This window comes from Paenibacillus piscarius, from assembly GCF_022234545.1.
GTDB classification, from domain to species: Bacteria; Bacillota; Bacilli; order Paenibacillales; family Paenibacillaceae; genus Paenibacillus_AQ; species Paenibacillus_AQ piscarius.
Window position 1 is genome coordinate 244,194 of sequence record NZ_JAIEUI010000008.1, and the last position, 21,029, is coordinate 265,222.

Sequence of the window (21,029 nt, forward strand, 5' to 3'; positions counted from 1 at the left end):
GATGATGTGAAGAAGCAAGGCGCTTTTGCCCGACTAAGTACATACATGCTCAGGCATAAGCTGATTTATGCGGTGTTGCTCTTGGTGACGTTATTCAGTATTGTGCTCGATCTTACGATGGCCTGGTTCCTGGCCCGGATTACGGATGCGGCGGTTCGGCTGGATGTGGAGGCATTCAAGGGGCTTGCCTGGTTCGGAATTCTATTCTTAGCGGTCGCGGGATTGAATACCTTCGTCAGTGCGTATCTCAAGACCAATGTCTCAGCCAAAATCAGAAATGAGCTGCGCCAGGATATGATGGGGCACACATTGGCGCTGCCGCAGTCCTACTTCGACCGTAATCATTCCGGGGATCTCTTGTCCCGGTTCACGAACGATAACCAGTCGGTAGGTGAAGCCTGTGGTCATGTTATTCTGGACCTGCTGCGTAACCCGCTTCTCGCAATCGCCTCGTTCGCCTATCTGCTCTATATTAACTGGCTGCTGGCGCTGATCTGCTTGTCCATTGGGCCGCTGCTGTTCCTGACCGGTAAAATCTTCGGCAATGCGATGCGTATTAACAGTGTGCGGGTGCAGGAAAGTATGAGCCGGACCACGGCTTTTCTGAATGATGTACTGGGCAGCAGCATGGTGTTCAAAGCCTTCTCCATGGAGCGCCGGCTGCAGAAGCAGTATGTAGGCTATAGTGAGGAAATTGCCTCAGGGGAGAAAAAGAAAGCGAGGATCGAAGGTGCTACCGGAGCAATCTCCTCCTTGCTGGGGAATCTGACCTTCCTGCTGGCGCTGGTGATTGCCGGATGGTTCGTGGCCAACGGCAGGCTTGAGGTCGGGGCGATGATCGCCTTCATTCAACTGATGAACTACCTGGTTGGACCGTTCTCATCGCTGCCGGGCCTGGTCGCCTCCATGCAGCAGTCGCTGGGCGCGGCAGAGCGGATCTTCGAGGTGATGGATGCGCCGGCCGAGGTGAAAGAGCTTCCGGAGGCGCAAGTGAAGCAGCCGGATTTCACCGCGCTACAGCTTAAGGGTCTGTCCTTCCGCTACCCGGACAGTGAGAAGCAGAGTCTGAACGGGGTGAGTCTGGAGCTGCCGCGCGGCAGACAGATGGCTGTGGTGGGCCCGAGCGGCGGCGGGAAATCGACCCTGTTCAAGCTCCTGCTCGGTTTCTATCAGCCGGATGCAGGTGAGATTGCGATCAACGGCCGTCCGATCCGGGAGCTGCCGCTTGCCGGGCTGCGAAGCTACTTCGCCTACGTGCCTCAGGAGTCAGGCCTGTATTCCGGGAGCATCCGCGACAATATCGGGAGCGGCAGGCCGGGAGCGTCGGAGGAAGAGATTCTGGAGGCACTGCGGCAGGCGAACGCCTATGAGTTCGTAATGGAGCTGCCGGAAGGCCTGGATACAGACATCGGCGAGCATGGCTCCAGATTGTCCGGGGGACAGCGGCAGCGCCTGTCCATCGCCAGAGCGATGCTTAAGGATGCGCCGATCCTGCTGCTGGATGAAGCGACGGCGGCGCTGGACAATGAATCGGAGCGGATGGTCCAGCAGGCGATCCGCAAGCTGATGAAGGATAAGACCACGCTAGTAATCGCCCACCGCCTCTCAACGATCCAGAATGCCGATGTCATTCTGGTGCTGGAGAACGGGGAGATTGCCGAGCGGGGCAGACATGAGGAGCTGCTGGCCTCGGGCGGGCGTTACGCCGAGCTGTACAACTCCCAGCTGGAGGAAGAGGCAGCGGAAGATGAGGCCTTAAGCCTGGCCTAATACCACCATAAATTCATAGAGTGACCACCCGGGAAGGCTGTCTGTCTTCCCGTGCAGACACGGGTCTCCGTCATTTGGAGGCCCGTGTTTTGTGCTGCGGCAAGGTTCGCAGAATGTACACAAAAAGCATGGATTCGTCTGTTTCACACCGTCATGGAACCTTCTGCCCCTGCATAGTCTAGAGTAATTCGTTAAGCTCATAGCTTGATCATCTGGCAGCAGACAAGGGATGGAGGACATACCGGAATGGAAGCATTGCTGGACCAATTAGTTGAACGCAATGAGCTGAATCAGGAAGAGCTGGTCTGCCTGCTGCAGCAGCTGAACACCGGGAGCAGAGACCGGTTATTCCATCTGGCGGTTCAGGCCCGGAAGCTGCATTATGGTGAAACCGTTTACTTGCGTGGGTTAATCGAATTCTCCAGCTTCTGCAGGCAGGATTGTCTCTACTGCGGCCTGCGCAGATCGAATCTCGCGGCAGAGCGTTACCGGCTGACGGAGCAGGAGATTATGGAGTGTGCGGAGGAGGGCTATCGCCTCGGGTATCGTTCGTTCGTGCTGCAGAGCGGAGAGGATGCCTACTTCACGGAGGCCAGGCTGATCCGCATTGTCACAGGCATCAAGCAGCGCTGCCCTGGAGCAGCCATTACTTTATCCGTTGGAGAACGGAGCGAGGGCTTCTACCGGGCGTTGTTCGATGCAGGGGCGGACCGCTATCTGCTCCGGCATGAGACCGCTTCACGTACGCTGTACCGGTCTCTGCACCCCGGAATGTCTTACGATCACCGGCTTGAGTGCCTCCGGCTGCTTAAGAGCATCGGTTATCAGGTGGGATCGGGCTTCATGGTCGGTCTTCCCGGACAGACCCTCTCCCATCTGGCAGAGGATCTGCTGCTGCTGAAGGAGCTTCAGCCCCACATGATCGGCATCGGGCCGTTCATCCCGCACAGCGCAACCCCGCTCGGTGAGAAGCAGGGAGGAACCGTAGACGACACCCTCGTGATGCTTGCCCTGGCGAGGCTGCTCGTGCCGGATGCACTGATGCCTGCTACAACAGCTATGGGTACGCTTGATCCGCTCGGGCGGGAGAAGGCGCTGCAGGCAGGCTGCAATGTAGTGATGCCGATTCTGTCGCCGCTTAGTGTCCGCCGGAAATATGCGCTGTATGAGAACAAGATCTGTATGGGCGATGAGCCCGCCGTGTGCCGGGACTGCATTGAGCTGAGGATTGCGGCGGCCGGGTATCAGATTGAACTGGGCAGAGGGGATCATTGCAGCTATAGGGCCAGCCCCCAATAGCATCTGCGCTAAGCTTTTACAATGGCCTTATTAGTGAATTTATTCACATTAAAGATGTTTTCTGAACATTGAAGGAGGAGATTTCATGTCAACACTCCCGCATAAGAATGCGCTTGGCTTCTATGAAATCCGGCTGGAATCCATCGGCGGTCTTGGAGCCAACCTGGCCGGCAAAATGCTGGCCGAGACCGGTGCGCTGGAGCTGGGCTTCAATGCCGCCAACTTCTCGTCTTACGGCTCGGAGAAAAAAGGAACCCCGATCAAGACCTTCGTCCGCTTTTGCGACCCTGAGGTGGAGATCCGGGATCATAGCCCGATTGAGGAGCCCCATCTGGTGGCGGTCTTTCATGAGGCCCTGTACGGGACCGTCAATGTCGTCAGCGGCCTGCAGCCGGATGGCGTGGTTCTGGTGAATACCCCGCGTGATTTCGATGAGGTCCGGGCCGACCTGAAGCTGGAATACGGAACGATAGCTGTGGTGGACGCCATGGGCATTGCCGTCGAGGAGCAGACGAAGGTGAACACCTCCATGCTCGGCGCGATGTTCCGCATCTGTGACTTCCTGGATCCCGAGGCGATGCGCAAGGTCATCCGCAGAACCTTCGAGAAGAAATATCCGCATCTGGTGGAGCCTAATATCCGCACCTTCGACCGGGGATACAATGAGGTGAAGTTCAAGACCTATGAGGTGCCGGAGGGCACAGTGACCGCTCCCTTCAAGCGTGCACAATCCCTGCTCGGCTATGAGACCCAGACGCCGGGCGGCGTCATTCTGGCTCAGGGCAACAGTGTGCTGAAGGACTTAAGCGGCTCGCGCTCCGGCGTTCTGCCTGTGCTGGATCTGGATTCTTGCATCAGCTGTGCGGCCTGTGACAATGTGTGCCCGGATAACTGCTTCGTCTGGGAGGAAGGCGAGGATAAGCGCGGACGGCCGCAGCAGACGCTGCTCGGTATCGATTACCACTACTGTAAGGGCTGCCTGAAATGTATCGAGGTCTGCCCGACCGAGGCCCTGACCAGCATCCGCGAGGAGCTCGGGTTCGCCGAGGAGCACCGCGTTCCCCAGGTATTCAAGTGATTAGACAAGGAGGCGAGAACAATGGCTGTCAGTGAAAATACAGAAACACAGGCTGTGCCTGCCGAGCAAGTAACCACCTTTGAGTCCGGGAATGAGATGGCGGCAACGGCGGCGGCGCAGATTAACTATCATATCATGGGCTATTTTCCGATTACCCCTTCAACGGAGGTGGCCCAGTATCTCGATCAGATGAAGGCCCGCGGCCAGCATGACATTGAGCTGATTGCTGCAGACGGTGAGCACGGCTCCGCAGGCATCTGCTACGGGGCGGCGATGGCCGGTGCCCGTGTCATTAACGCGACCAGCTCCCAAGGCTTCCTCTACATGCTGGAGCAGCTCCCTACCCAGTCCGGGACCCGGTTCCCGATGGTGCTGAATCTGGTGACCCGTGCAGTCAGCGGACCGCTTGATATCCGCGGCGACCATTCCGACCTCTATTACGGTCTGAATACCGGCTGGGTTATTCTGACGGCCAGCACGCCGCAGGCGGTGTATGACATGAACATCATGGCGCTGCGGATTGCGGAGCATGCTGAGGTGCGCCTGCCAGTCATTGTCGCCTATGACGGCTTCTTCACCTCCCATCAGAAGCGCAAGGTTCAATACTTCAAGGAGAATGAAGTGGTGCAGCGCTTCGTGGGCCCGAACCCGAATCACAATTATCCGAATGTCTCTGACCCGGTCCATCCGGTGACCATCGGCGCGCATATGGGCGGAGATGACCTGCTCAATAACCACTACCAGCTATCGCTGGCGCTAGAGAAGGCCGGCGAAGTCTATGCCGAGGTAGCCGCCGAATATGCCGCCTTGTCCGGGCGCGAGCATCAGGTGCTTGATCTGTACCGGATGGACGATGCCGAGGTAGCCGTGTTCCTGCTGAACTCTGCCGGAGAATCGGCCAAGGATACTGTAGATGCGCTGCGGAATAGAGGCATTAAGGCCGGCCTGGTCCGTCCGAACCTGATCCGGCCCTTCCCGGCGGCGCAGCTGCGCCAGGCGCTTAAGCAGGTCAAGGCGCTGCTGGTCGGAGAACGGGCAGATTCCTATGGGTCCCAGGGCGGCAACCTGACCCATGAGATCCGTTCCTCACTCCAGGTTGATCCGGATAACCATACGGTGATTCTCTCCCGTATCTTCGGTCTGGGCGGCAAGGACTTCTATGCCGATGATGCTGAAGCCTTCTTCGAGCTGGCAATCGATGCGGCCCATAAAGGGTATGCCGAGAAGCCGTTCGATTATCATGGCTACTATCCCGGAGACCCGCAGCACGCGATAACTCCAGTGAGTGAACCGCTGCATGGTGATGATTACCGGAGCGGACTGATCGAGGTAACTCCAGGCGAGGATGGACGGCTGAAGGTGAAGCTGCCTCCGCTGCGGCAGCTGACTGCGAAGCCCCGCCGGCTGGCCCCAGGTCACGGCGCGTGTCCCGGCTGCGGCGCATTATCGGCGCTGGAGCTGTTCTTCAAGGGCATCGAGGGCGACATGGTCGTCCTGTTCCAGACGGGCTGTGCGTATGTGGTAACGGCCAGCTATCCGTACTCATCCCATAACCAGACCTTCGTGCACAACCTGTTCCAGAATGGTGCAGCGACGCTCGCGGGTATGGTGGATGCCTTCTATGAATTAAAGCGGCGCGGCGAGATCCAGATCAGCGACGATATTACCTTCATCATGGTCTCCGGGGACGGCGGGATGGATATCGGGATGGGGGCAACTGTAGGGGCGGCCCTGCGCAACCATAAGATGATCATTCTGGAATACGACAATGAAGGCTATATGAACACCGGCTCCCAGCTCTCCTATTCCACGCCTGTAGGACATATCACCAGCACCTCGGGTGTAGGGAAGACGCAGAAGGGGAAGAAAGGCCATCACAAGGATACGGCGCAGATTCTGGCGGCCTGTAACATTCCGTATGTCTTCACCGCCGCAGAATCGAACCCCCAGGATATGATCCAAAAAGCCGCCAAGGCCCAGTGGTACGCCAATCATGCCGGCACCGCCTACGGGAAGCTGCTCTGCGCCTGCCCATTGAACTGGAAGACGCCTGACCATAGCGGCCATGATCTGGTTAAGGCAGCGGTGGATTCCTGCTTCTTCCCGCTGTATGAGATCGAGCAGGGGGTTACCAATATTACCTACAACCCTGAGCTGAAGAACAAGCGCATTCCGGCCGCAGACTGGCTGAAGGGCATGGGCAAAACAAAGCATCTGCTTAAGGATGCAGAGCTGCTGCATAGCTTTGAAGCCGAAATTGAACGCCGCTGGAGCAGGCTGAAGCTGAAGCATGAGAGCGATTTGCTCTAATTGAAAACCATTCTCAATATAGTATATCGGGATTTCAGCAAAAGATGATGGAATTCTGACGGCGTTGCTGAACTTTTACCAGGAGCAGAGGGGGTATGGATATGGAAGCACAACAAGCGGGCGGCTGCAGCCGCACCGCTGAAGCGGATGAGAAGCTGATGAAGGTACAGGCGGCGATCTCACAGTTCAGAATGGTTAAGGGGGCGCTGATCCCTGTACTCCATGAGATACAGGATATCTACGGGTATCTGCCTGAGCCGGTGCTTGCGGTGGTCTCGGCGGAGCTGGGTCTGACGATGAGCGAAATCTACGGGGTGGCCTCGTTCTACCATTTCTTCTCGCTGACCCCCAAGGGGGAGCATGTGGTCCATCTCTGCATGGGGACGGCTTGCTATATCAAGGGTGCCCAGGGCATCCTTGACCGCCTCAGCACAGAGCTGAATGTGCCTGTCCAGGGCACTACAGAAGACAACAAATTCACGCTGGAGGCGACCCGCTGCCTGGGGGCCTGCGGCCTTGCCCCGGTAATGACCATTGGCGAGAAGGTCCACGGTCGGCTGGTGCCGGGCAATATTCCCAAAATTCTGAAGGAATACAAGGGATGATCCTGCGCTCTGTGCGCAGCAGACAGGAGGGATGAATATGAAGCTCTTAACGGATCTTGAGGCGATTAAGATACTGACGCAAGCCCGGCTGGATAACCGGAGAGTCACGGATGCCCGGCCGGAGGCCATCACGTTCAGGTCCGTGATGGTATGCGGAGGGACGGGGTGCACCTCGTCCGACTCCAATCAGATCATCGATAAGCTGAACCAGGAGATCACCGCCCGCGGTATTCAGGAACAGGTGGAGGTTGTACGCACCGGATGCTTCGGGCTGTGTGAGCTGGGGCCGGTTGTGATTGTCTACCCGGAAGGGATCTTCTACAGCCGGGTGGAGGTGCAGGATATTCCGAAGCTGGTGGAGGCGCATCTGCTCCAGGGCAAGCCTTATGAGAAGAAGATCTACGAGAAGACCCGGCAGGACAGCGGGCATATTCTGAATTTCGAGGAAACAGAATTCTACAAGAAGCAGGTGCGGATCGCCCTGCATAACTGCGGGGTTATTGACCCGGAGAATATCGATGAGTATATCGGCAGCGACGGCTACCAGGCGCTCGGCAAGGTGCTGAAGACGATGAGCCGCCAGGAGGTCATTGAGACGGTGAAGCAGTCCGGCCTGCGGGGACGCGGCGGCGGCGGCTTCAACACCGGCCTGAAATGGGAGTTCGCCGCGAAGCAGGATAAGGCACAGAAGTACGTGATCTGCAATGCGGATGAAGGGGACCCGGGGGCGTTCATGGACCGCTCGATCCTCGAAGGCAACCCCCATTCGGTCATTGAGGCAATGGCGATAGCCGGGTATGCCATCGGCGCGGATCAGGGCTTCATCTATGTCCGTGCGGAATATCCCATCGCGGTCAAGCGCTTTATGAAAGCGCTTGAACAGGCCCGGGAATACGGTCTCCTGAGCGATGATATCCTGGGCACAGGCTTCAGCTTCAGCATTGAGGTACGGCTGGGTGCCGGGGCCTTTGTCTGCGGGGAAGAGACGGCGCTGATTCATTCGATTGAAGGTCATCGGGGGATGCCGACGCCTAAGCCGCCTTTTCCGGCGGTGGAGGGGCTGTGGGGCCAGCCGACGATTATTAACAATGTCGAGACGCTGGCGAATGTGGCCCAGATTATTATGCACGGAGCGCCTTGGTATGCCAGCTTCGGAACGGAGAAATCCAAGGGCACGAAGGTATTCGCGCTCGGCGGCAAGGTGGTGAACACCGGCCTGGTCGAGGTGCCGATGGGCATCACGCTGCGCGAGGTGATCTTCGAGATCGGCGGCGGCATTCCCGGCGGCAAGAAGTTCAAGGCGGTACAGACCGGCGGGCCGTCCGGCGGCTGTCTGACCGAGGAGCATCTGGACTGCACGATTGACTTCGATACCCTGACCAGCCTGGGGTCGATGATGGGCTCCGGCGGGATGATCGTTATGGATGAGGACACCTGTATGGTCGATGTAGCCCGGTTCTATCTTGATTTCACCCGCGATGAGTCCTGCGGGAAGTGCACCCCCTGCCGCATCGGCACCAAGCGCCTGCTGGAGCTGCTGGATAAGATCACGGAGGGCAAGGGCACGATGGAGGATCTGGAGAAGCTGGAGAACCTCTCCAAGCAGATCAGGAATGCTTCCTTATGTGCACTGGGCCAGACCGCGCCGAATCCGGTATTGTCCACGCTGAAGTATTTTCGCGAAGAATATCTGGCCCATATTGTAGACCATAAATGTCCGGCTGGGGTATGCAAATCGCTGATTGCCTACCAGATTGATCAGGAGCTGTGCCGGGGCTGCAGCCTCTGCGCCAAGAAGTGCCCGGTCGATGCAATCTCCGGCGAGCTGAAGGAGCCGTTCGTGATTGACACGGCAGTCTGCATCAAATGCGGGGTCTGCTTCGATGTATGTAAGTTCAAAGCGGTAGCGGTAGTCTGACGGAGAGGAGGGGACACACTTGAACACGATAAAAATTACCATTGACGGCATAGAAACCGAGGTTACCAAAGGAATGACCGTGCTTGAAGCGGCGCGCCGGCAAGGCGTGGAGATCCCGTCGCTGTGTTATCTGAAGGGGTTGAATCACTCGTCCAGCTGCCGGGTCTGTGTCGTGGAGGTGGGGCCGAAGCTGATTGCTTCCTGTACGCTGATCGCGGAGGAAGGCATGAAGATCCTGACGAACACCCGCAAGGTGCGCGAGGCCCGCAGAGCCTCGGTGGAGCTGCTGCTGTCCGACCATAACCAGGAATGCCTCAGCTGCTCCCGCAGCGGCGGCTGTGAGCTGCAGACGGTCTCCAGTACACTGAACATCCGCAAGGTGAGCTACACCGGGGAGAAATCAAGCCAGGAGAAGGATTATACCTCTCCGGCGGTCGTCCGGGATGCCTCTAAGTGCATTCTCTGCGGCCGCTGTGTCGGGGCCTGCGCAGCGATGCAGACGGTGGGTGCAATCGGCTTCGCGAAGCGCGGCTTCGATACCGTCATCTCCACCGCGTTCGGCCGTCCGCTGGCCGAGTCCAGCTGCATCGATTGCGGCCAGTGCATTATGGCTTGTCCGGTCGGGGCGCTCAGCGAGCACGAGAACATCGACGATGTGTGGCGGGAGCTGTCAGACCCCGGCAGATATGTGGTGGTCCAGGCCGCACCGGCGGTACGGGTGGCGCTGGGCGAGGCCTTCGGCCTGCCGCCGGGCAACCGGGTGACCGGCAGAATGGTCGCCGCTCTCCGCAGGCTGGGCTTCGACAAGGTGTTCGATACGAACTTCGGCGCGGATTTGACCATTATGGAGGAAGGGACCGAGCTGCTCTCCCGCCTCGGCAGCGGGGAGAACCTGCCGCTGATGACCTCCTGCTGCCCCGGCTGGGTGAAATTCATGGAGAATAATTTCCCGGACCGGCTGAACCATCTGTCCACCTGCAAGTCGCCGCATGAGATGGAGGGGGCGATGGTGAAGTCTTTTTTTGCCAAGCAGGCTGGGGTGGACCCGAAGAGTATCACCGTTGTCTCGATCATGCCTTGCACGGCTAAGAAGTTCGAGGGCAGGCGGGAGGAGTTATCCAGCGAAGGGCTGCAGGACGTGGACTGGGTGCTGACCACCCGCGAGCTGGCAGCGATGATCAAAGAGGCCGGGATCGACTTCCTGAACCTGCCGGATGAAGATTTCGATAATCCGATCGGCCGGGGCTCGGGGGCCGGCGTGATCTTCGGGGCCAGCGGCGGGGTGGCCGAAGCGGCACTGCGTACCGTATTCGAGCTCACCTCCGGCCAGGAGCTGGAGGCGGTTGAATATACAGCAGTCCGGGGCATGGACGGCTTGAAGGAGAATGTGATTGACCTGCCGGACGGCCGGAAGATCCGCACAGCTGTGGTGCATGGGCTGGGCAATGCCCGCAAGCTGATGGAGGCAATGGAACGCGGGGAGCACAGCTATGACTTCATCGAGGTCATGGCCTGTCCCGGAGGCTGTATCGCGGGCGGCGGCCAGCCGATTCTGGATGCGGTTACCGCGGCACGTACCGATATCCGGGCGGAGCGGGCCAAGGCTATCTACTCGGAGGATGAGGCCCAGACGGTGCGCAAATCGCATAAGAATCCTTACATTAAGGCGCTCTACGAGGAATTCCTGGGTGAGCCGAACAGCCATCTGGCCCATGAGCTGCTGCACACGCATTATATAGCACGGAGGTGAGAGGAATGCGTAACGGCTGGGAAGCAGCGGAGTTCATTGATGATGAGGAGATCAGGCTCAGTCTGGAAGAAGCGCAGGCGAAGGCTGGCGATCAGGCTTATGTGCTGTCCATTCTGGAGAAGGCACGGATGTGCAAGGGGCTGACTCACCGCGAAGCGGCGGTGCTGCTGGAGGTGACGGACCCGGAGGTGCTGGAGGATATCAACCGTTCGGCCAAGGTGATCAAGGAGAAAATTTACGGCAACCGCATCGTTTTATTTGCGCCTTTATATATAAGCAACTACTGTGTCAACAATTGCGACTACTGCGGATACAAGCACAGTAACAGCGATTTCATGCGCCGGAAGCTGAGCTTGCCGGAACTCGCGGATGAAGTCCGTGTGCTTCAGGAGCTGGGGCATAAGCGGCTGGTGCTGGAGGCAGGGGAAGACCCGGTAAACTGCGATATTGATTATGTGGTGGAGGCCATCCGCACCATCTATTCCGTCAAGGTGGATAACGGCAGCATCCGCCGGGTGAACATCAACATTGCTGCCACGACCGTAGAAGATTACACCCGGCTGAAGGATGCGGAGATCGGGACGTATATTCTGTTCCAGGAGACGTATCACCGGCCGACCTATGCGCGGCTGCATCCTCAAGGCCCGAAGAACGACTACGACTGGCATACGACCGCAATGGACCGCGCGCAGCTTGGAGGCATTGATGATGTCGGGATAGGTGTGCTGTATGGCCTGTATGACCATAAGTACGATACCGTGGCTATGCTGATGCATGCGGAGCATCTGGAGGAGCGGTTCGGCGTCGGGCCGCATACGGTCTCTGTTCCCAGGCTGCGTGAGGCGGAGAATGTTAATCTGGAGATCTATCCGCATCTGGTGAATGACAATGATTTCAAAAAGCTGGTGGCGGTGCTGCGACTGGCCGTCCCTTATGCCGGAATGATCCTCTCCACCCGCGAGGAGCCGTCCTTCCGGGACGAGGTGATCACGCTGGGAATCTCGCAGGTCAGCGCAGGCTCCTGTACCGGAGTCGGCGGTTATATGGAGAGCCGTCAGGGGGCGGAAGGATGCCCCGGCGAGAAGCCGCAGTTCGAGGTCAGCGATCACCGTTCCCCTGAGGAGATTATCCGTGGACTGTGCAGGGACGGCTATGTACCGAGCTATTGCACGGCCTGCTACCGGGAAGGACGGACGGGCGACCGGTTCATGCGGCTGGCCAAATCCGGGCAGATCCATAACATCTGCCAGCCCAACTCGCTGCTGACCTTCAAGGAATACCTGCTGGACTATGCGGATGAAGAGACAAGACTGCTGGGCGAAGAGATTATCCGCAAAGGGCTGGAGGACATTCCGAAGGAGGCGGCGCGGCGGGCGGCAATAGACCGGCTCCGGCGCATTGAGAACGGTGAACGGGATCTGTACTTCTAAAAATCGCAAGCCAAGGAGAGAGATGTTATGCAATTCACCCCACAATCCAACAAGATGCATATCGCTGTGTTCGGGAGACGGAATTCGGGGAAGTCCAGCCTGGTCAACGCGCTCACCGGGAAATCCTCCCTTCTGGTCAGCGATGAGCCGGGAACGACCATAGAGCCGATCTACCAATATCTCACGCTGAAAAACTTAAGCACCTCCATCATCGTCGATACCGCCGGGATTGATGATCCTGATCTCTTCCGCGTCCAGAAGACGCGGGAGGTGATGGATCTGACCGATCTCGGGATCATGATCTTCTCGGATGAGGAGGGGGATTACAAGCTGGAGAAGGAATGGGTTCAGGAGATGGAGACGCGCAATATCCCCGTGATTGGCGTAATTGCTAAGACCGACGACCATTATACCGACATTGATTCTCTAAAAGCAGCGCTGACGATCCCCTTCATCAAGCTAAGCGTGAAGCGGAACACTAATCTGGGCAGCCTGCGCTTTGCGATGGGTGAATACGCTCCTGCTGAGTTCGAGCGGAGCAGTATTGTAGGCGATCTGGTCAACCAGGGCGATCTGGTGGTGCTGGTGCTGCCGGAGCTGATTCCGGCGCCCAAATACCGGCTCGTAGCTTCGCAGCAGCAGATTCTCCGCGACCTGCTGGATCATCATGCCATCGCCGTCTCTGTGACAGAGGAGGAGCTGCCGGAGCTGCTCGCCGGTCTGAAGCGGCAGCCGAATCTGGTGATTACCGATTCGCAGGTGTATGACAGAGTGAACGAGACGATCCCGGCGGAGGTGCCGTTAACGACCTTTGCGATTCTGATGGCCCGGTTCAAGGGCGACCTGAACACGTTCGTGGCCGGGGCCGGCATGATCTCCACCCTGAAGCCCGGAGATAAGGTGCTGCTGTCCGAGGCCTGCATCCATCATCCGCATAACGGGGAGATTGACCGGATGCTGGTGAAGGCGAAGCTGGAGGAGAGCGCCGGCGGCAAGCTGGAAATCACGACTAGCATAGGGCCGGAGTTCCCGGAGGACATCTCCGCCTATAAGCTGATCGTCCACTGCGGCGGCTGTATCTTCAACCGGAAGCAGCTCATGCGGCGGCTGCAGCGCTCGGGTGTGCAGAATGTGCCGATTACGAATTACGGCATCGCTTTTGCGTACTTCCGGGGGATTCTGCCCCGGGTGCTGGAAGTTCTGGAAGTGAAGGCGTAAGGGCGGTAGACTGATGATGGAACATCAGCGGCAATCCGTCCGGATGGAGCAGGATGCCCTGGGAGCCCGGGAGATTCCTAAGGCTGCGTATTACGGGATTCACACTGCGCGGGCGATGGAGAATTTCGCAGTCAGCGGCAGAAGGGTCAACCCCCACTTGCTACAGGGCATCGTAACGGTGAAAAAAGCGGCTGCGCAGACCCATCTGAAGCTGAACACTTATCCGGGGGCGGTTGCCCAGGCGGTTGTGCAGGCCTGCGATGAGCTTCTGGAAGGCGCTTACCGTGAGGAGTTCACGGTAGATGCCTTCCAGGGAGGAGCCGGAACGTCCACAAATATGAATGTGAACGAGGTGATCGCCAGCCGCGCAGCTGAGCTGCTCGGCGGAGAGCGGGGAGATTATTCACTGGTGCATCCGCTGGACCATGTGAACTGCGGCCAGTCCACCAATGATGTCTACCCCACGGCGCTGAGAATTGCGGCAATCGGGCAGGTCCGGGCACTGAGCAAGGCCTGTGCGGTCTTGCAGGAAGCACTCCAGGAGAAGGAGACGGAATTCGCCGAGGTGCTGAAGCTGGGCCGGACGGAGCTGATGGATGCCCTGCCGATGATGGCCGGGCAGGGCTTCGGCGCTTATGCCAAGGCGGTTGCCCGGGACCGCTGGCGGCTGTACAAGGTGGAGGAACGGCTCCGCGAGATCAACATCGGAGGCACGGCCATTGGCACCGGGCTTAACGCTCCGATGAAATATAGCTTCCTGATTACCGAAGTGCTGCAGGAGCTGACCGGCTATGGCCTGGCCCGCAGTGAATATCCGATGGACCCTACGCAGAATATGGATGTGTTCGCAGAGGTCTCCGGGCTGCTGAAGGCGGCGGCGGTGAATCTGCTGAAGATCTCGGGCGATCTCCGGCTGCTGGCCAGCGGCCCGGCCGGAGGCCTTGGAGAGCTGGAGCTGCCGGCGGTGCAGGCAGGCTCCTCGATGATGCCGGGGAAGGTCAATCCGGTTATCGCCGAGCTGGCCGGGCTGGTGGCGATGCGCGTCATTGCGAACGATACAGCGGTGACGCTGGCGGCTGCGGGCGGGCAATTGGAGCTGAACGCGTTCATGCCGCTGATCGCCGATGCGCTGCTGGAATCGCTGGAGCTGCTGACGAATGCGGTAACGCTGTTCGCAGAACGTTGTGTACGTGGGATTGTTATCTGCCCCGAGCGCTGCCGGGAGCATGTGCTGCGTTCCCCGGTGCTGGCCGCTGCGCTGATCCATCACCTGGGGTATGAGGCCAGTGCGGAGGTCGCCAAGCAGGCCAGCCGGGAGCGCAAAACGGTGCAGCAGGTGGTGCTTGAAGCGAAGCTGCTTCCTGCGGAGGAGCTGGAGCAAATTCTGAATCCGTATCAGGTGACTAGGCCGGGTGTACCCGGACAAGGAGCCGCTATTCAGCGGGAGCCGCAGCAGCAGAAGGAGGGATGGCTGTGAGCATGAATCAGACGCCGCGTTCCAATCGGCTGCATATCGCCATCTTCGGCCGGAGCAACGCAGGCAAATCCAGCCTGATCAACGCGATCACGAAGCAGGATGCGGCTGTGGTATCTCCGGTGAAGGGCACGACAACAGATCCTGTATATAAGGCGATGGAGCTGCTGCCCCTTGGGCCTGTTGTCTTCATTGACACCGCCGGGCTGGATGAGACGGGGGACCTGGGTGAGCTGCGGAGGCAGCGGACACTTGCGGTACTGGATTCGACTGACATTGCGCTGATAGTTGTCGATGCCGTAAGCGGTGTGTTACCGCTAGACGTTGAGGTGGCCGGGATCATCCGGGACAAGGGGATTCCGGCCATCGGGGTATTGAACAAAACGGATGTAGTTGCTGAAGGTGAAGCAGGGAGTTCGTCCCGGGCCGGGGAGCTTGCGGCGCTGGCCCGCCGGACGGGGCAGGAGCTGGGCGGCTTGAAGGTGCTGCCTGTCTCGGCACTGAAGAGGCAGGGCCTCCCTGAGCTGCTGCAGGCCCTGAGTGCTGCGCTGCCGGAGGAAGAGGATAAGTTCCGCATTATCGGGGACCTGGTCTCGCCCGGCGACCTGGTGGTGCTGGTCGTGCCGGTGGACCAGTCTGCGCCCAAGGGCCGGCTGATTCTCCCGCAGCAGCAGACGATCCGCGATCTGCTGGAGAGCGATGCAGTTGCAGTCGTGACCAAGGAGTACGAGCTGAAGGAGACGCTGGAGAGCCTCGGGAAGCAGCCGCGGCTGGTCGTGACGGATTCGCAGGTATTCCTGAAGGCAGCGGCCGATACACCGCGCGGGGTTCCGCTGACCTCCTTCTCCATTCTGTTCGCCCGGCAGAAGGGCCGGCTGGAAGAGCTGGTGCGCGGCGCGCGCGCAATTGACCGGCTGCAGGACAGGGACAAGGTGCTGATCGCCGAGGCCTGTACCCACCACCGCCAGGGCGATGACATCGGCACGGTCAAAATCCCCCGCTGGCTGCGCCAGGCCACCGGCAAGCAGCTTGAATTCGTCTTTGCCAGCGGCATGAGCTTCCCGGAGCCGCTGGAGGAATTCGCGCTGATCGTTCACTGCGGGGGCTGCATGCTCAGCCGCCGGCAGATGCTCCGCCGCATGGATGAGGCGCAGGAGGCCGGGGTGCCTATCGTCAATTACGGCGTGGCTATTGCTTACATGCAGGGCATTCTGGCGCGGGCGATTTCCCCGTTCCCGCTGGCCCGCATGGCCTGGGAGGAGCACAGGCCTTGACAGGTCAGGAAACAGAAAGGGTGCCTGACCGCCGGATGAACTGAACCGGAGGAGGCACCCTTTGTGCTTGTAAAGGAAACTATAGTTACTGAATATATGTGAAAAAAGCATACATTGTGCTCGCGCAAAGGTAATCTTATTCATCCGTTAGGGTGATTTTGTTCTACGCTTTGCTTACTCAGCCGTCTTCAGAATGAATTTGTCGATGGCGTACTTCACACCGTCTTCATTGTTGCTGAGGGTAACGAAATCTGCGATTTCTTTCAGTGCAGGAATGGCATTCGCCATGGCTACGCCGAGACCCGCAGCTTCAAGCATCTCATGGTCATTCCAGGAATCGCCCACCGCCATCGTCTCGGACAGCTCGCAGCCGAAATGCTTGGCGAGGAATTCCAGTGCCAGGCCCTTGGTGCCCTCACGGTGCATGATCTCCAGGAAATGCGGCTTGGACTTCGTGATGTGCACCGCATCACCAAGCAGCTCGCGCAGAATCGGGGACAGCTCGTCGAGGAAGGCGGGATCGTCGATGATCAGCATTTTTGGTGTTTTTTGCGGGACAAGTTTCTCTTCCCAGTTGGGTTCAATGAAATACTTCGTTCCGTTCAGGGTGGCGTAATCGATCAGCTTCTGGTTCTCTTCCCGGGCGTACAGCTTGTCGTCGACGTAAGTCTGCAGGTGGAGATCATGCTCCACACAATACTGGAACAGCTTGCGTACCGCATCCTGCGGCACATAACGCTCATAGAGCACCGCTTCATCGAGCAGGTTCTTCACCAGCGCGCCCTGATAGGTGATGATCGGCACGTTCAGTCCGGTCTGGCGGGCAATCGCCTGGGCGGAAGCGTAAGCGCGTCCGGTAGCGAGGGTAACTACAACGCCTGCGGCTACCGCCTGCTCCAGCGCAGTCTGGGTGGCGGGAGTCACTTCCTTGTCGTCATTAATCAGCGTGTCGTCAATATCGATGGCAATCAGTTTGTACATTTGGTTTCTCTCCTAAGGTAGGTTGTAGTCCGGCTCTCCGCCAGCGGAGGCGCGGCTGTCTGTCTGAAGCAAGTGGCACAAGGGGGCTGGGGTGTACAGATTATTCCGTCAAAATCAGCTCTCCACCCCCGCCGCCTCCGGCGCAGGGCTCAGCTCGGCGAGCAGCATGGCGGCCAGGATGCAGCCGCAGCCCAGCATAGCGGACAGGCCGAGGGTCTCTCCGCCGAACAGCAGGCCGGTGGCTGCGGCGAACACCGGCTCGGTGGCATAGATAATTGCCACCCGGGACGGGGTGGTGTATTTCTGGCAGGCCGTCTGAATCCAGAAGGCGAAGGCGCTGGTCGGGCCGATGGAGATCAGCATCGCGGTAAGCACCTCCGGCTGGCGGAGCAGCTCCCCGCTGTGCAGCAGCGGTCCGCTTCCGTCCACCAGCAGGGAGGCGGCGATGCTGAGCAGGCCGACGAAACCGAGCTGAAGCGCCGCCAGCGGCAGGGCGGGATAACGCGGCGCATATATGCCGGTATACACAATCTGCAGAGCGAAGGCGACGGCGCAGAGCAGAATCAGGCCGTCGCCCTTGTTCAGGGAGAGCGCCGAGCCGGTAAAGGTCAGCAGGTACAGCCCTGCCGCCGCGAGTCCGGCGCTCAGCCAGGTATACCGCGAGATGGCATGCTTAAGCAGCGCCAGTGACAGAAAAGGCACCAGCACTACCGACAATCCCGTGATAAATCCGGTATTCGAGGTGGTCGTATACAGCAGCCCCATCGTCTGGAAGCCGTAGCCGAGGAACAGCAGGAGTCCCAGCAGCAGCGCATGGACCACCATACGCCTGCTCAGCTTCCGCCATTCCCGGCGGTAGAAAACAGCGGTAATCAGGGCCAGCAGCACGGCCGCGCCTGTAAACCGGATGCTATTGAAGGCGAGAGGCGGCAGCACCCGCACTGCAGACTGCACCATCAGGAACGTGCACCCCCACATCATCGCCACCAGCAGCAGACTAAGATCGGCAATCCGGGAGCGGTTCACAGAAGTGTCATCCTTTCTGACCGTTGAGTTGTCCAAATTGTATCCTAAATCGGTGGGGACGACAAGCCGGAACTGTGCTGTTTATATAAGGAAGCAAGCGAGCTGAGCCCGGCCGGCGATTATGTTCTGGACAAAAAAGGAAAGCCTTGGTATACTTCGGTAACCGTACACCTGTTCCTATTTGTACATCCAGAATCATTATACTCTCATATGAAGGAGCGGATTCACCATGATGGGCAAGTCCCATTTAGTTATCAGTACCGGGGTTACCCTGTCCGCGATGAGTCTGCTGGGCTTGCAGATCACCATTCCGGCCGTAGCTGTAGCTGTGGTCAGCTCGCTGCTGCCCGACATCGATGAGCCGAATTCCATGCTGGTGCGCACGGCTGTGCCCGAGTCCCTGCTGCGTATCCTCCAGGTGTCGCTGATCGGAGCGGCCATCTATCTCTACTTCGCCGGGATTGCGGAGCCGCCTTGGAACATAGCGCTGGCACTGCTGGTCGGCAGCGTGTCTTTCCTGCCCAGCCGCAGGCTGCGGCATCTGGTGATGCTGCTGATTGCATTGGCGCTGTTTGCCTTCGCGGATGCCTACGATCCGTGGAATTACATAGCTGCCTGCGTGCTGGTGGTGGCCTCGGTGGTCCCTCACCGGGGGATCACGCATACGCTGTACGCAGTAGCCGGATGGGGAGCGCTGCTGTACTTCGTCTCCCCCGGCATGGAGGACGGCGGCAGCCTCTGGATCGCCGGAAGCCTGTCCTACGGCCTGCATCTGCTGGCCGATTCCCTCACCCAGCGGGGGATTACCCCGCTGCCGCCGATTCCCGTCAAGCTGCGTCTGAAGCTGATGAGCACCGGCACGAAGAAGGGCAGCGCGGTGGAGAAGGTCTGCGTCATGCTTACGCTGGCGCTGGCCGTGTATGTGTTTGTGCTGGTATAGTTCGGTGCAGGACTTTTGTAGGGATACAGACAGGTTCTCGTGTCTGCCGGAGTGTGGCCTCACGTAAATTAGCCGACGGAAATGCCGGATTGGGTGAGATGGAGTAGATGTGATTATTCGGAATTTGAATCGGATGAGTTAAGTGCGGTTACAGGTGGATTTTCTACACCTGCTGATGAACGAGTAGCCCTTTACAGGAAAGCAGTTGGATAAACAACACTTAATTCCTCCCTAATCTGCCCAAACAGCAGAATCGCATTTGAATAGATGCCATTTATCCACCTGCTTCCGGGAAATCCGCAGAACCCCACTAAATAAGATACGTTTCTCCAACTGTTTGTGGCGGGTCAAAGACAGCGATTGCGCCAACTCCGTCAAACCCAGCAAACATACCAAGCAACCAAGCACACCAACGCCAAGGCAAAGAACCCCGCTAGCTCTGCGCAGGACGCGGCAGGTTAGCGGGGTTCTTTTAAAAGAAGCTGCTATTTATTCCTCAAGAAAAACTAAACCGATGAAATCCTCCGGCTCGATCCGGCCGAAGTAATGCTTCAGATCGAGATCAGCCAGCGCCTGGCGGACTTCTGCTTCCTCATAACGCTTGCCGCGCAGTGCATCCTCAACATCCGCCACATCGCCTACGCCGAAGAAGTCCCCGTAAATTTTGATCTCCCGGATGACCGAATCTTCAATATCCATGCGGATATCCACGAGTCCGGCCGGGAATTTGCGGGTGTGCTTCACGTTACTCTTCGGCGACAGACCGTAGTTCCAGTCCCAATTCTGATAATGCTCCTTGGAAATCTCGTTGATCCGTACCCAGTCGTCCATCGTCAGCTTATACTGCGGCACCTCGGAGGGCTCCAGGCCGAAGATCGAGCGCAGCAGCCCCTCGCGGAATTGCTCAATCGTCATATCAGGATTACCCAGCAGCTCCTTGATATTGGCGACCCGGCTGCGGACCGACTTGGTGCTCTTCGACTTGAACTTCTCGGGATTCACGTTCAGGGAAGCCTGGACATCATCCAGATTCAGATCGAACATCAGGGTGCCGTGGCTGAACATGCGTCCGCGGGTGGAGAATTGGGCGTTGCCTGAGATTTTCTGCTCCCCGACCTGAAGGTCATTGCGTCCGCTCAGTTCGGCATTCACGCCCATGGATTGCAGATAGTCGATAACCGGCTGGGTGAATTTCAGGAAGTTATGGAAGGACTGGCCGTCATCCTTGGTAATGAAGCTGAAGTTGAGGTTGCCAAGATCATGATACACCGCACCGCCGCCGGACAACCGCCGCACGACCTGGATGTTATGCTCCTTCACATACTCCTGATTGATCTCCTCAATCGTATTCTGGTGCTTGCCGATAATGATCGACGGGCTGTTGATATAGAAGAGCAGGTAGCTCTCGTCCATCGGGAGGTTTTTGAGCGCGAATTCCTCGATGGCCAGATTGATCGATGCGTCTGTAATACCGGTGTTATCAATAAAAAGCATCCGTAATTCCTCCGCTTAACCATAGTAAACTGCTGTACTTATTCTAAACTAAAAGAGAGATTTCTACAAAGTGAACGGGGATGGCGGGGGAGGGGAAGGAACTGAAGGGATGGATGGGGAGGAGTCGAGTAGGACGGGATAAGAGTAGAGTAGATTAGTGACGGATAAGAGTACCAGATGAGGTATGTACAGCAGATGGCATTTAGCGACAGTTAGCAGTTAGATGTATTCGGTGCAGTTAAAAAACCGGGAACCGCCCGGCAGCGCAGGATAAGTGCATTTTGTACAACAAGATGTATGGGGGATGGCTGATTTCCGCAAAAGGCGGTTTTTAGCTGCAAATATGCAATTAAAACGAATGAATGGTTCGTTTCGGGCACTTTAGTTGTACAAAGTGGAGCGACCGAGCCTAGGTTGAGTAACTTAGCAGGTGGAACCCCTGCTTGGAAAGGCGAAAGCCAC

The 21,029-nt window shown here is 58.2% G+C and carries 16 protein-coding genes; 12 read left to right on the forward strand and 4 right to left on the reverse strand.

All coding sequences use genetic code 11. The features are described 5' to 3' along the window. Window positions 1-6 precede the first annotated feature (6 nt). The 11 genes from K1558_RS15740 to hydF (K1558_RS15790) all read left to right on the forward strand — a co-directional run bounded on the left by K1558_RS15740 (window position 7) and on the right by hydF (K1558_RS15790) (window position 16,126). Window positions 7-1,770, forward strand: a complete 1,764-nt coding sequence (locus K1558_RS15740; protein WP_238652545.1) for an ABC transporter ATP-binding protein — start codon at window positions 7-9, stop codon at window positions 1,768-1,770. A gap of 246 nt (window positions 1,771-2,016) precedes the next feature. After that, complete coding sequence (hydE, locus tag K1558_RS15745; RefSeq protein WP_238652546.1) at window positions 2,017-3,069, forward strand: [FeFe] hydrogenase H-cluster radical SAM maturase HydE; 1,053 nt, start codon at window positions 2,017-2,019, stop codon at window positions 3,067-3,069. An 85-nt stretch (window positions 3,070-3,154) separates the two neighbouring features. Further along, window positions 3,155-4,147, forward strand: a complete 993-nt coding sequence (locus K1558_RS15750) for a 2-oxoacid:acceptor oxidoreductase family protein (RefSeq protein WP_238652547.1) — start codon at window positions 3,155-3,157, stop codon at window positions 4,145-4,147. A 21-nt stretch (window positions 4,148-4,168) separates the two neighbouring features. Beyond that, the gene (locus K1558_RS15755; protein ID WP_238652548.1) at window positions 4,169-6,457 is read left to right on the forward strand and encodes a thiamine pyrophosphate-dependent enzyme; all 2,289 of its coding nucleotides are present in this window, start codon (window positions 4,169-4,171) and stop codon (window positions 6,455-6,457) included. A gap of 101 nt (window positions 6,458-6,558) precedes the next feature. Continuing rightward, window positions 6,559-7,062, forward strand: a complete 504-nt coding sequence (nuoE, locus tag K1558_RS15760) for an NADH-quinone oxidoreductase subunit NuoE (RefSeq protein WP_238652549.1) — start codon at window positions 6,559-6,561, stop codon at window positions 7,060-7,062. Window positions 7,063-7,099: 37 nt separating this feature from the next. Continuing rightward, window positions 7,100-8,980 carry an NADH-quinone oxidoreductase subunit NuoF gene (gene nuoF, locus K1558_RS15765; protein WP_238652550.1) on the forward strand — a complete coding sequence of 627 codons (1,881 nt, stop codon included), beginning with the start codon at window positions 7,100-7,102 and terminating at the stop codon, window positions 8,978-8,980. Window positions 8,981-8,999: 19 nt separating this feature from the next. Further along, the gene (locus tag K1558_RS15770) at window positions 9,000-10,730 is read left to right on the forward strand and encodes an NADH-dependent [FeFe] hydrogenase, group A6 (protein ID WP_238652551.1); all 1,731 of its coding nucleotides are present in this window, start codon (window positions 9,000-9,002) and stop codon (window positions 10,728-10,730) included. Between the two features lie 5 nt (window positions 10,731-10,735). Then, window positions 10,736-12,160, forward strand: coding sequence for a [FeFe] hydrogenase H-cluster radical SAM maturase HydG (hydG, locus tag K1558_RS15775; RefSeq protein ID WP_238652552.1), 1,425 nt, complete (start codon window positions 10,736-10,738; stop codon window positions 12,158-12,160). A gap of 27 nt (window positions 12,161-12,187) precedes the next feature. Further along, the gene (gene hydF, locus K1558_RS15780) at window positions 12,188-13,378 is read left to right on the forward strand and encodes a [FeFe] hydrogenase H-cluster maturation GTPase HydF (protein WP_238652553.1); all 1,191 of its coding nucleotides are present in this window, start codon (window positions 12,188-12,190) and stop codon (window positions 13,376-13,378) included. Between the two features lie 16 nt (window positions 13,379-13,394). Further along, entirely contained in the window at window positions 13,395-14,855 is a 1,461-nt protein-coding gene (locus K1558_RS15785) for an aspartate ammonia-lyase (RefSeq protein ID WP_238652577.1), read from the forward strand. Further along, the gene (gene hydF / locus K1558_RS15790) at window positions 14,852-16,126 is read left to right on the forward strand and encodes a [FeFe] hydrogenase H-cluster maturation GTPase HydF (protein WP_238652554.1); all 1,275 of its coding nucleotides are present in this window, start codon (window positions 14,852-14,854) and stop codon (window positions 16,124-16,126) included. The genes K1558_RS15785 and hydF (K1558_RS15790) overlap by 4 nt, the downstream gene beginning before the upstream one ends. A 174-nt stretch (window positions 16,127-16,300) precedes the next feature. Here hydF (K1558_RS15790) and K1558_RS15795 read toward each other — a convergent pair whose 3' ends face one another. Together K1558_RS15795 and K1558_RS15800 are read right to left on the reverse strand one after the other, a co-directional pair. Further along, window positions 16,301-17,107: a Cof-type HAD-IIB family hydrolase gene (locus K1558_RS15795; protein WP_238652555.1), complete on the reverse strand. Its 807-nt coding sequence runs from the start codon at window positions 17,105-17,107 to the stop codon at window positions 16,301-16,303. Window positions 17,108-17,221: 114 nt separating this feature from the next. Continuing rightward, window positions 17,222-18,133 (reverse strand): DMT family transporter, encoded by a 912-nt coding sequence (locus tag K1558_RS15800; protein ID WP_238652556.1) that lies wholly within the window; start codon window positions 18,131-18,133, stop codon window positions 17,222-17,224. A gap of 229 nt (window positions 18,134-18,362) precedes the next feature. Here K1558_RS15800 and K1558_RS15805 point away from each other — a divergent pair, with 229 nt between their 5' ends. Next, window positions 18,363-19,073, forward strand: a complete 711-nt coding sequence (locus K1558_RS15805; RefSeq protein WP_238652557.1) for a metal-dependent hydrolase — start codon at window positions 18,363-18,365, stop codon at window positions 19,071-19,073. Window positions 19,074-19,562: 489 nt separating this feature from the next. Here the strand turns inward: K1558_RS15805 and K1558_RS15810 are convergent, their stop codons facing one another. Then, complete coding sequence (locus K1558_RS15810; protein WP_238652558.1) at window positions 19,563-20,567, reverse strand: lipoate--protein ligase; 1,005 nt, start codon at window positions 20,565-20,567, stop codon at window positions 19,563-19,565. A 212-nt stretch (window positions 20,568-20,779) separates the two neighbouring features. Then, window positions 20,780-21,029, reverse strand: a 250-nt coding sequence (locus K1558_RS15815) for a hypothetical protein (RefSeq protein ID WP_238652559.1), incomplete at its 5' end; no start/stop codon positions are given.

What these genes read in the sequence shown, in the direction of transcription:
- hydE (WP_238652546.1), top strand. Translation starts at nt 2,017, where the DNA reads ATGGAAGCATTGCTGGACCAATTAGTTGAACGCAATGAGCTGAATCAG.
- K1558_RS15750 (WP_238652547.1), top strand. Translation starts at nt 3,155, where the DNA reads ATGTCAACACTCCCGCATAAGAATGCGCTTGGCTTCTATGAAATCCGG.
- K1558_RS15755 (WP_238652548.1), top strand. Translation starts at nt 4,169, where the DNA reads ATGGCTGTCAGTGAAAATACAGAAACACAGGCTGTGCCTGCCGAGCAA.
- nuoE (WP_238652549.1), top strand. Translation starts at nt 6,559, where the DNA reads ATGGAAGCACAACAAGCGGGCGGCTGCAGCCGCACCGCTGAAGCGGAT.
- nuoF (WP_238652550.1), top strand. Translation starts at nt 7,100, where the DNA reads ATGAAGCTCTTAACGGATCTTGAGGCGATTAAGATACTGACGCAAGCC.
- hydG (WP_238652552.1), top strand. Translation starts at nt 10,736, where the DNA reads ATGCGTAACGGCTGGGAAGCAGCGGAGTTCATTGATGATGAGGAGATC.
- hydF (WP_238652553.1), top strand. Translation starts at nt 12,188, where the DNA reads ATGCAATTCACCCCACAATCCAACAAGATGCATATCGCTGTGTTCGGG.
- K1558_RS15785 (WP_238652577.1), top strand. Translation starts at nt 13,395, where the DNA reads ATGGAACATCAGCGGCAATCCGTCCGGATGGAGCAGGATGCCCTGGGA.
- K1558_RS15795 (WP_238652555.1), bottom strand. Translation starts at nt 17,107, where the DNA reads ATGTACAAACTGATTGCCATCGATATTGACGACACGCTGATTAATGAC.
- K1558_RS15805 (WP_238652557.1), top strand. Translation starts at nt 18,363, where the DNA reads ATGATGGGCAAGTCCCATTTAGTTATCAGTACCGGGGTTACCCTGTCC.
- K1558_RS15810 (WP_238652558.1), bottom strand. Translation starts at nt 20,567, where the DNA reads ATGCTTTTTATTGATAACACCGGTATTACAGACGCATCGATCAATCTG.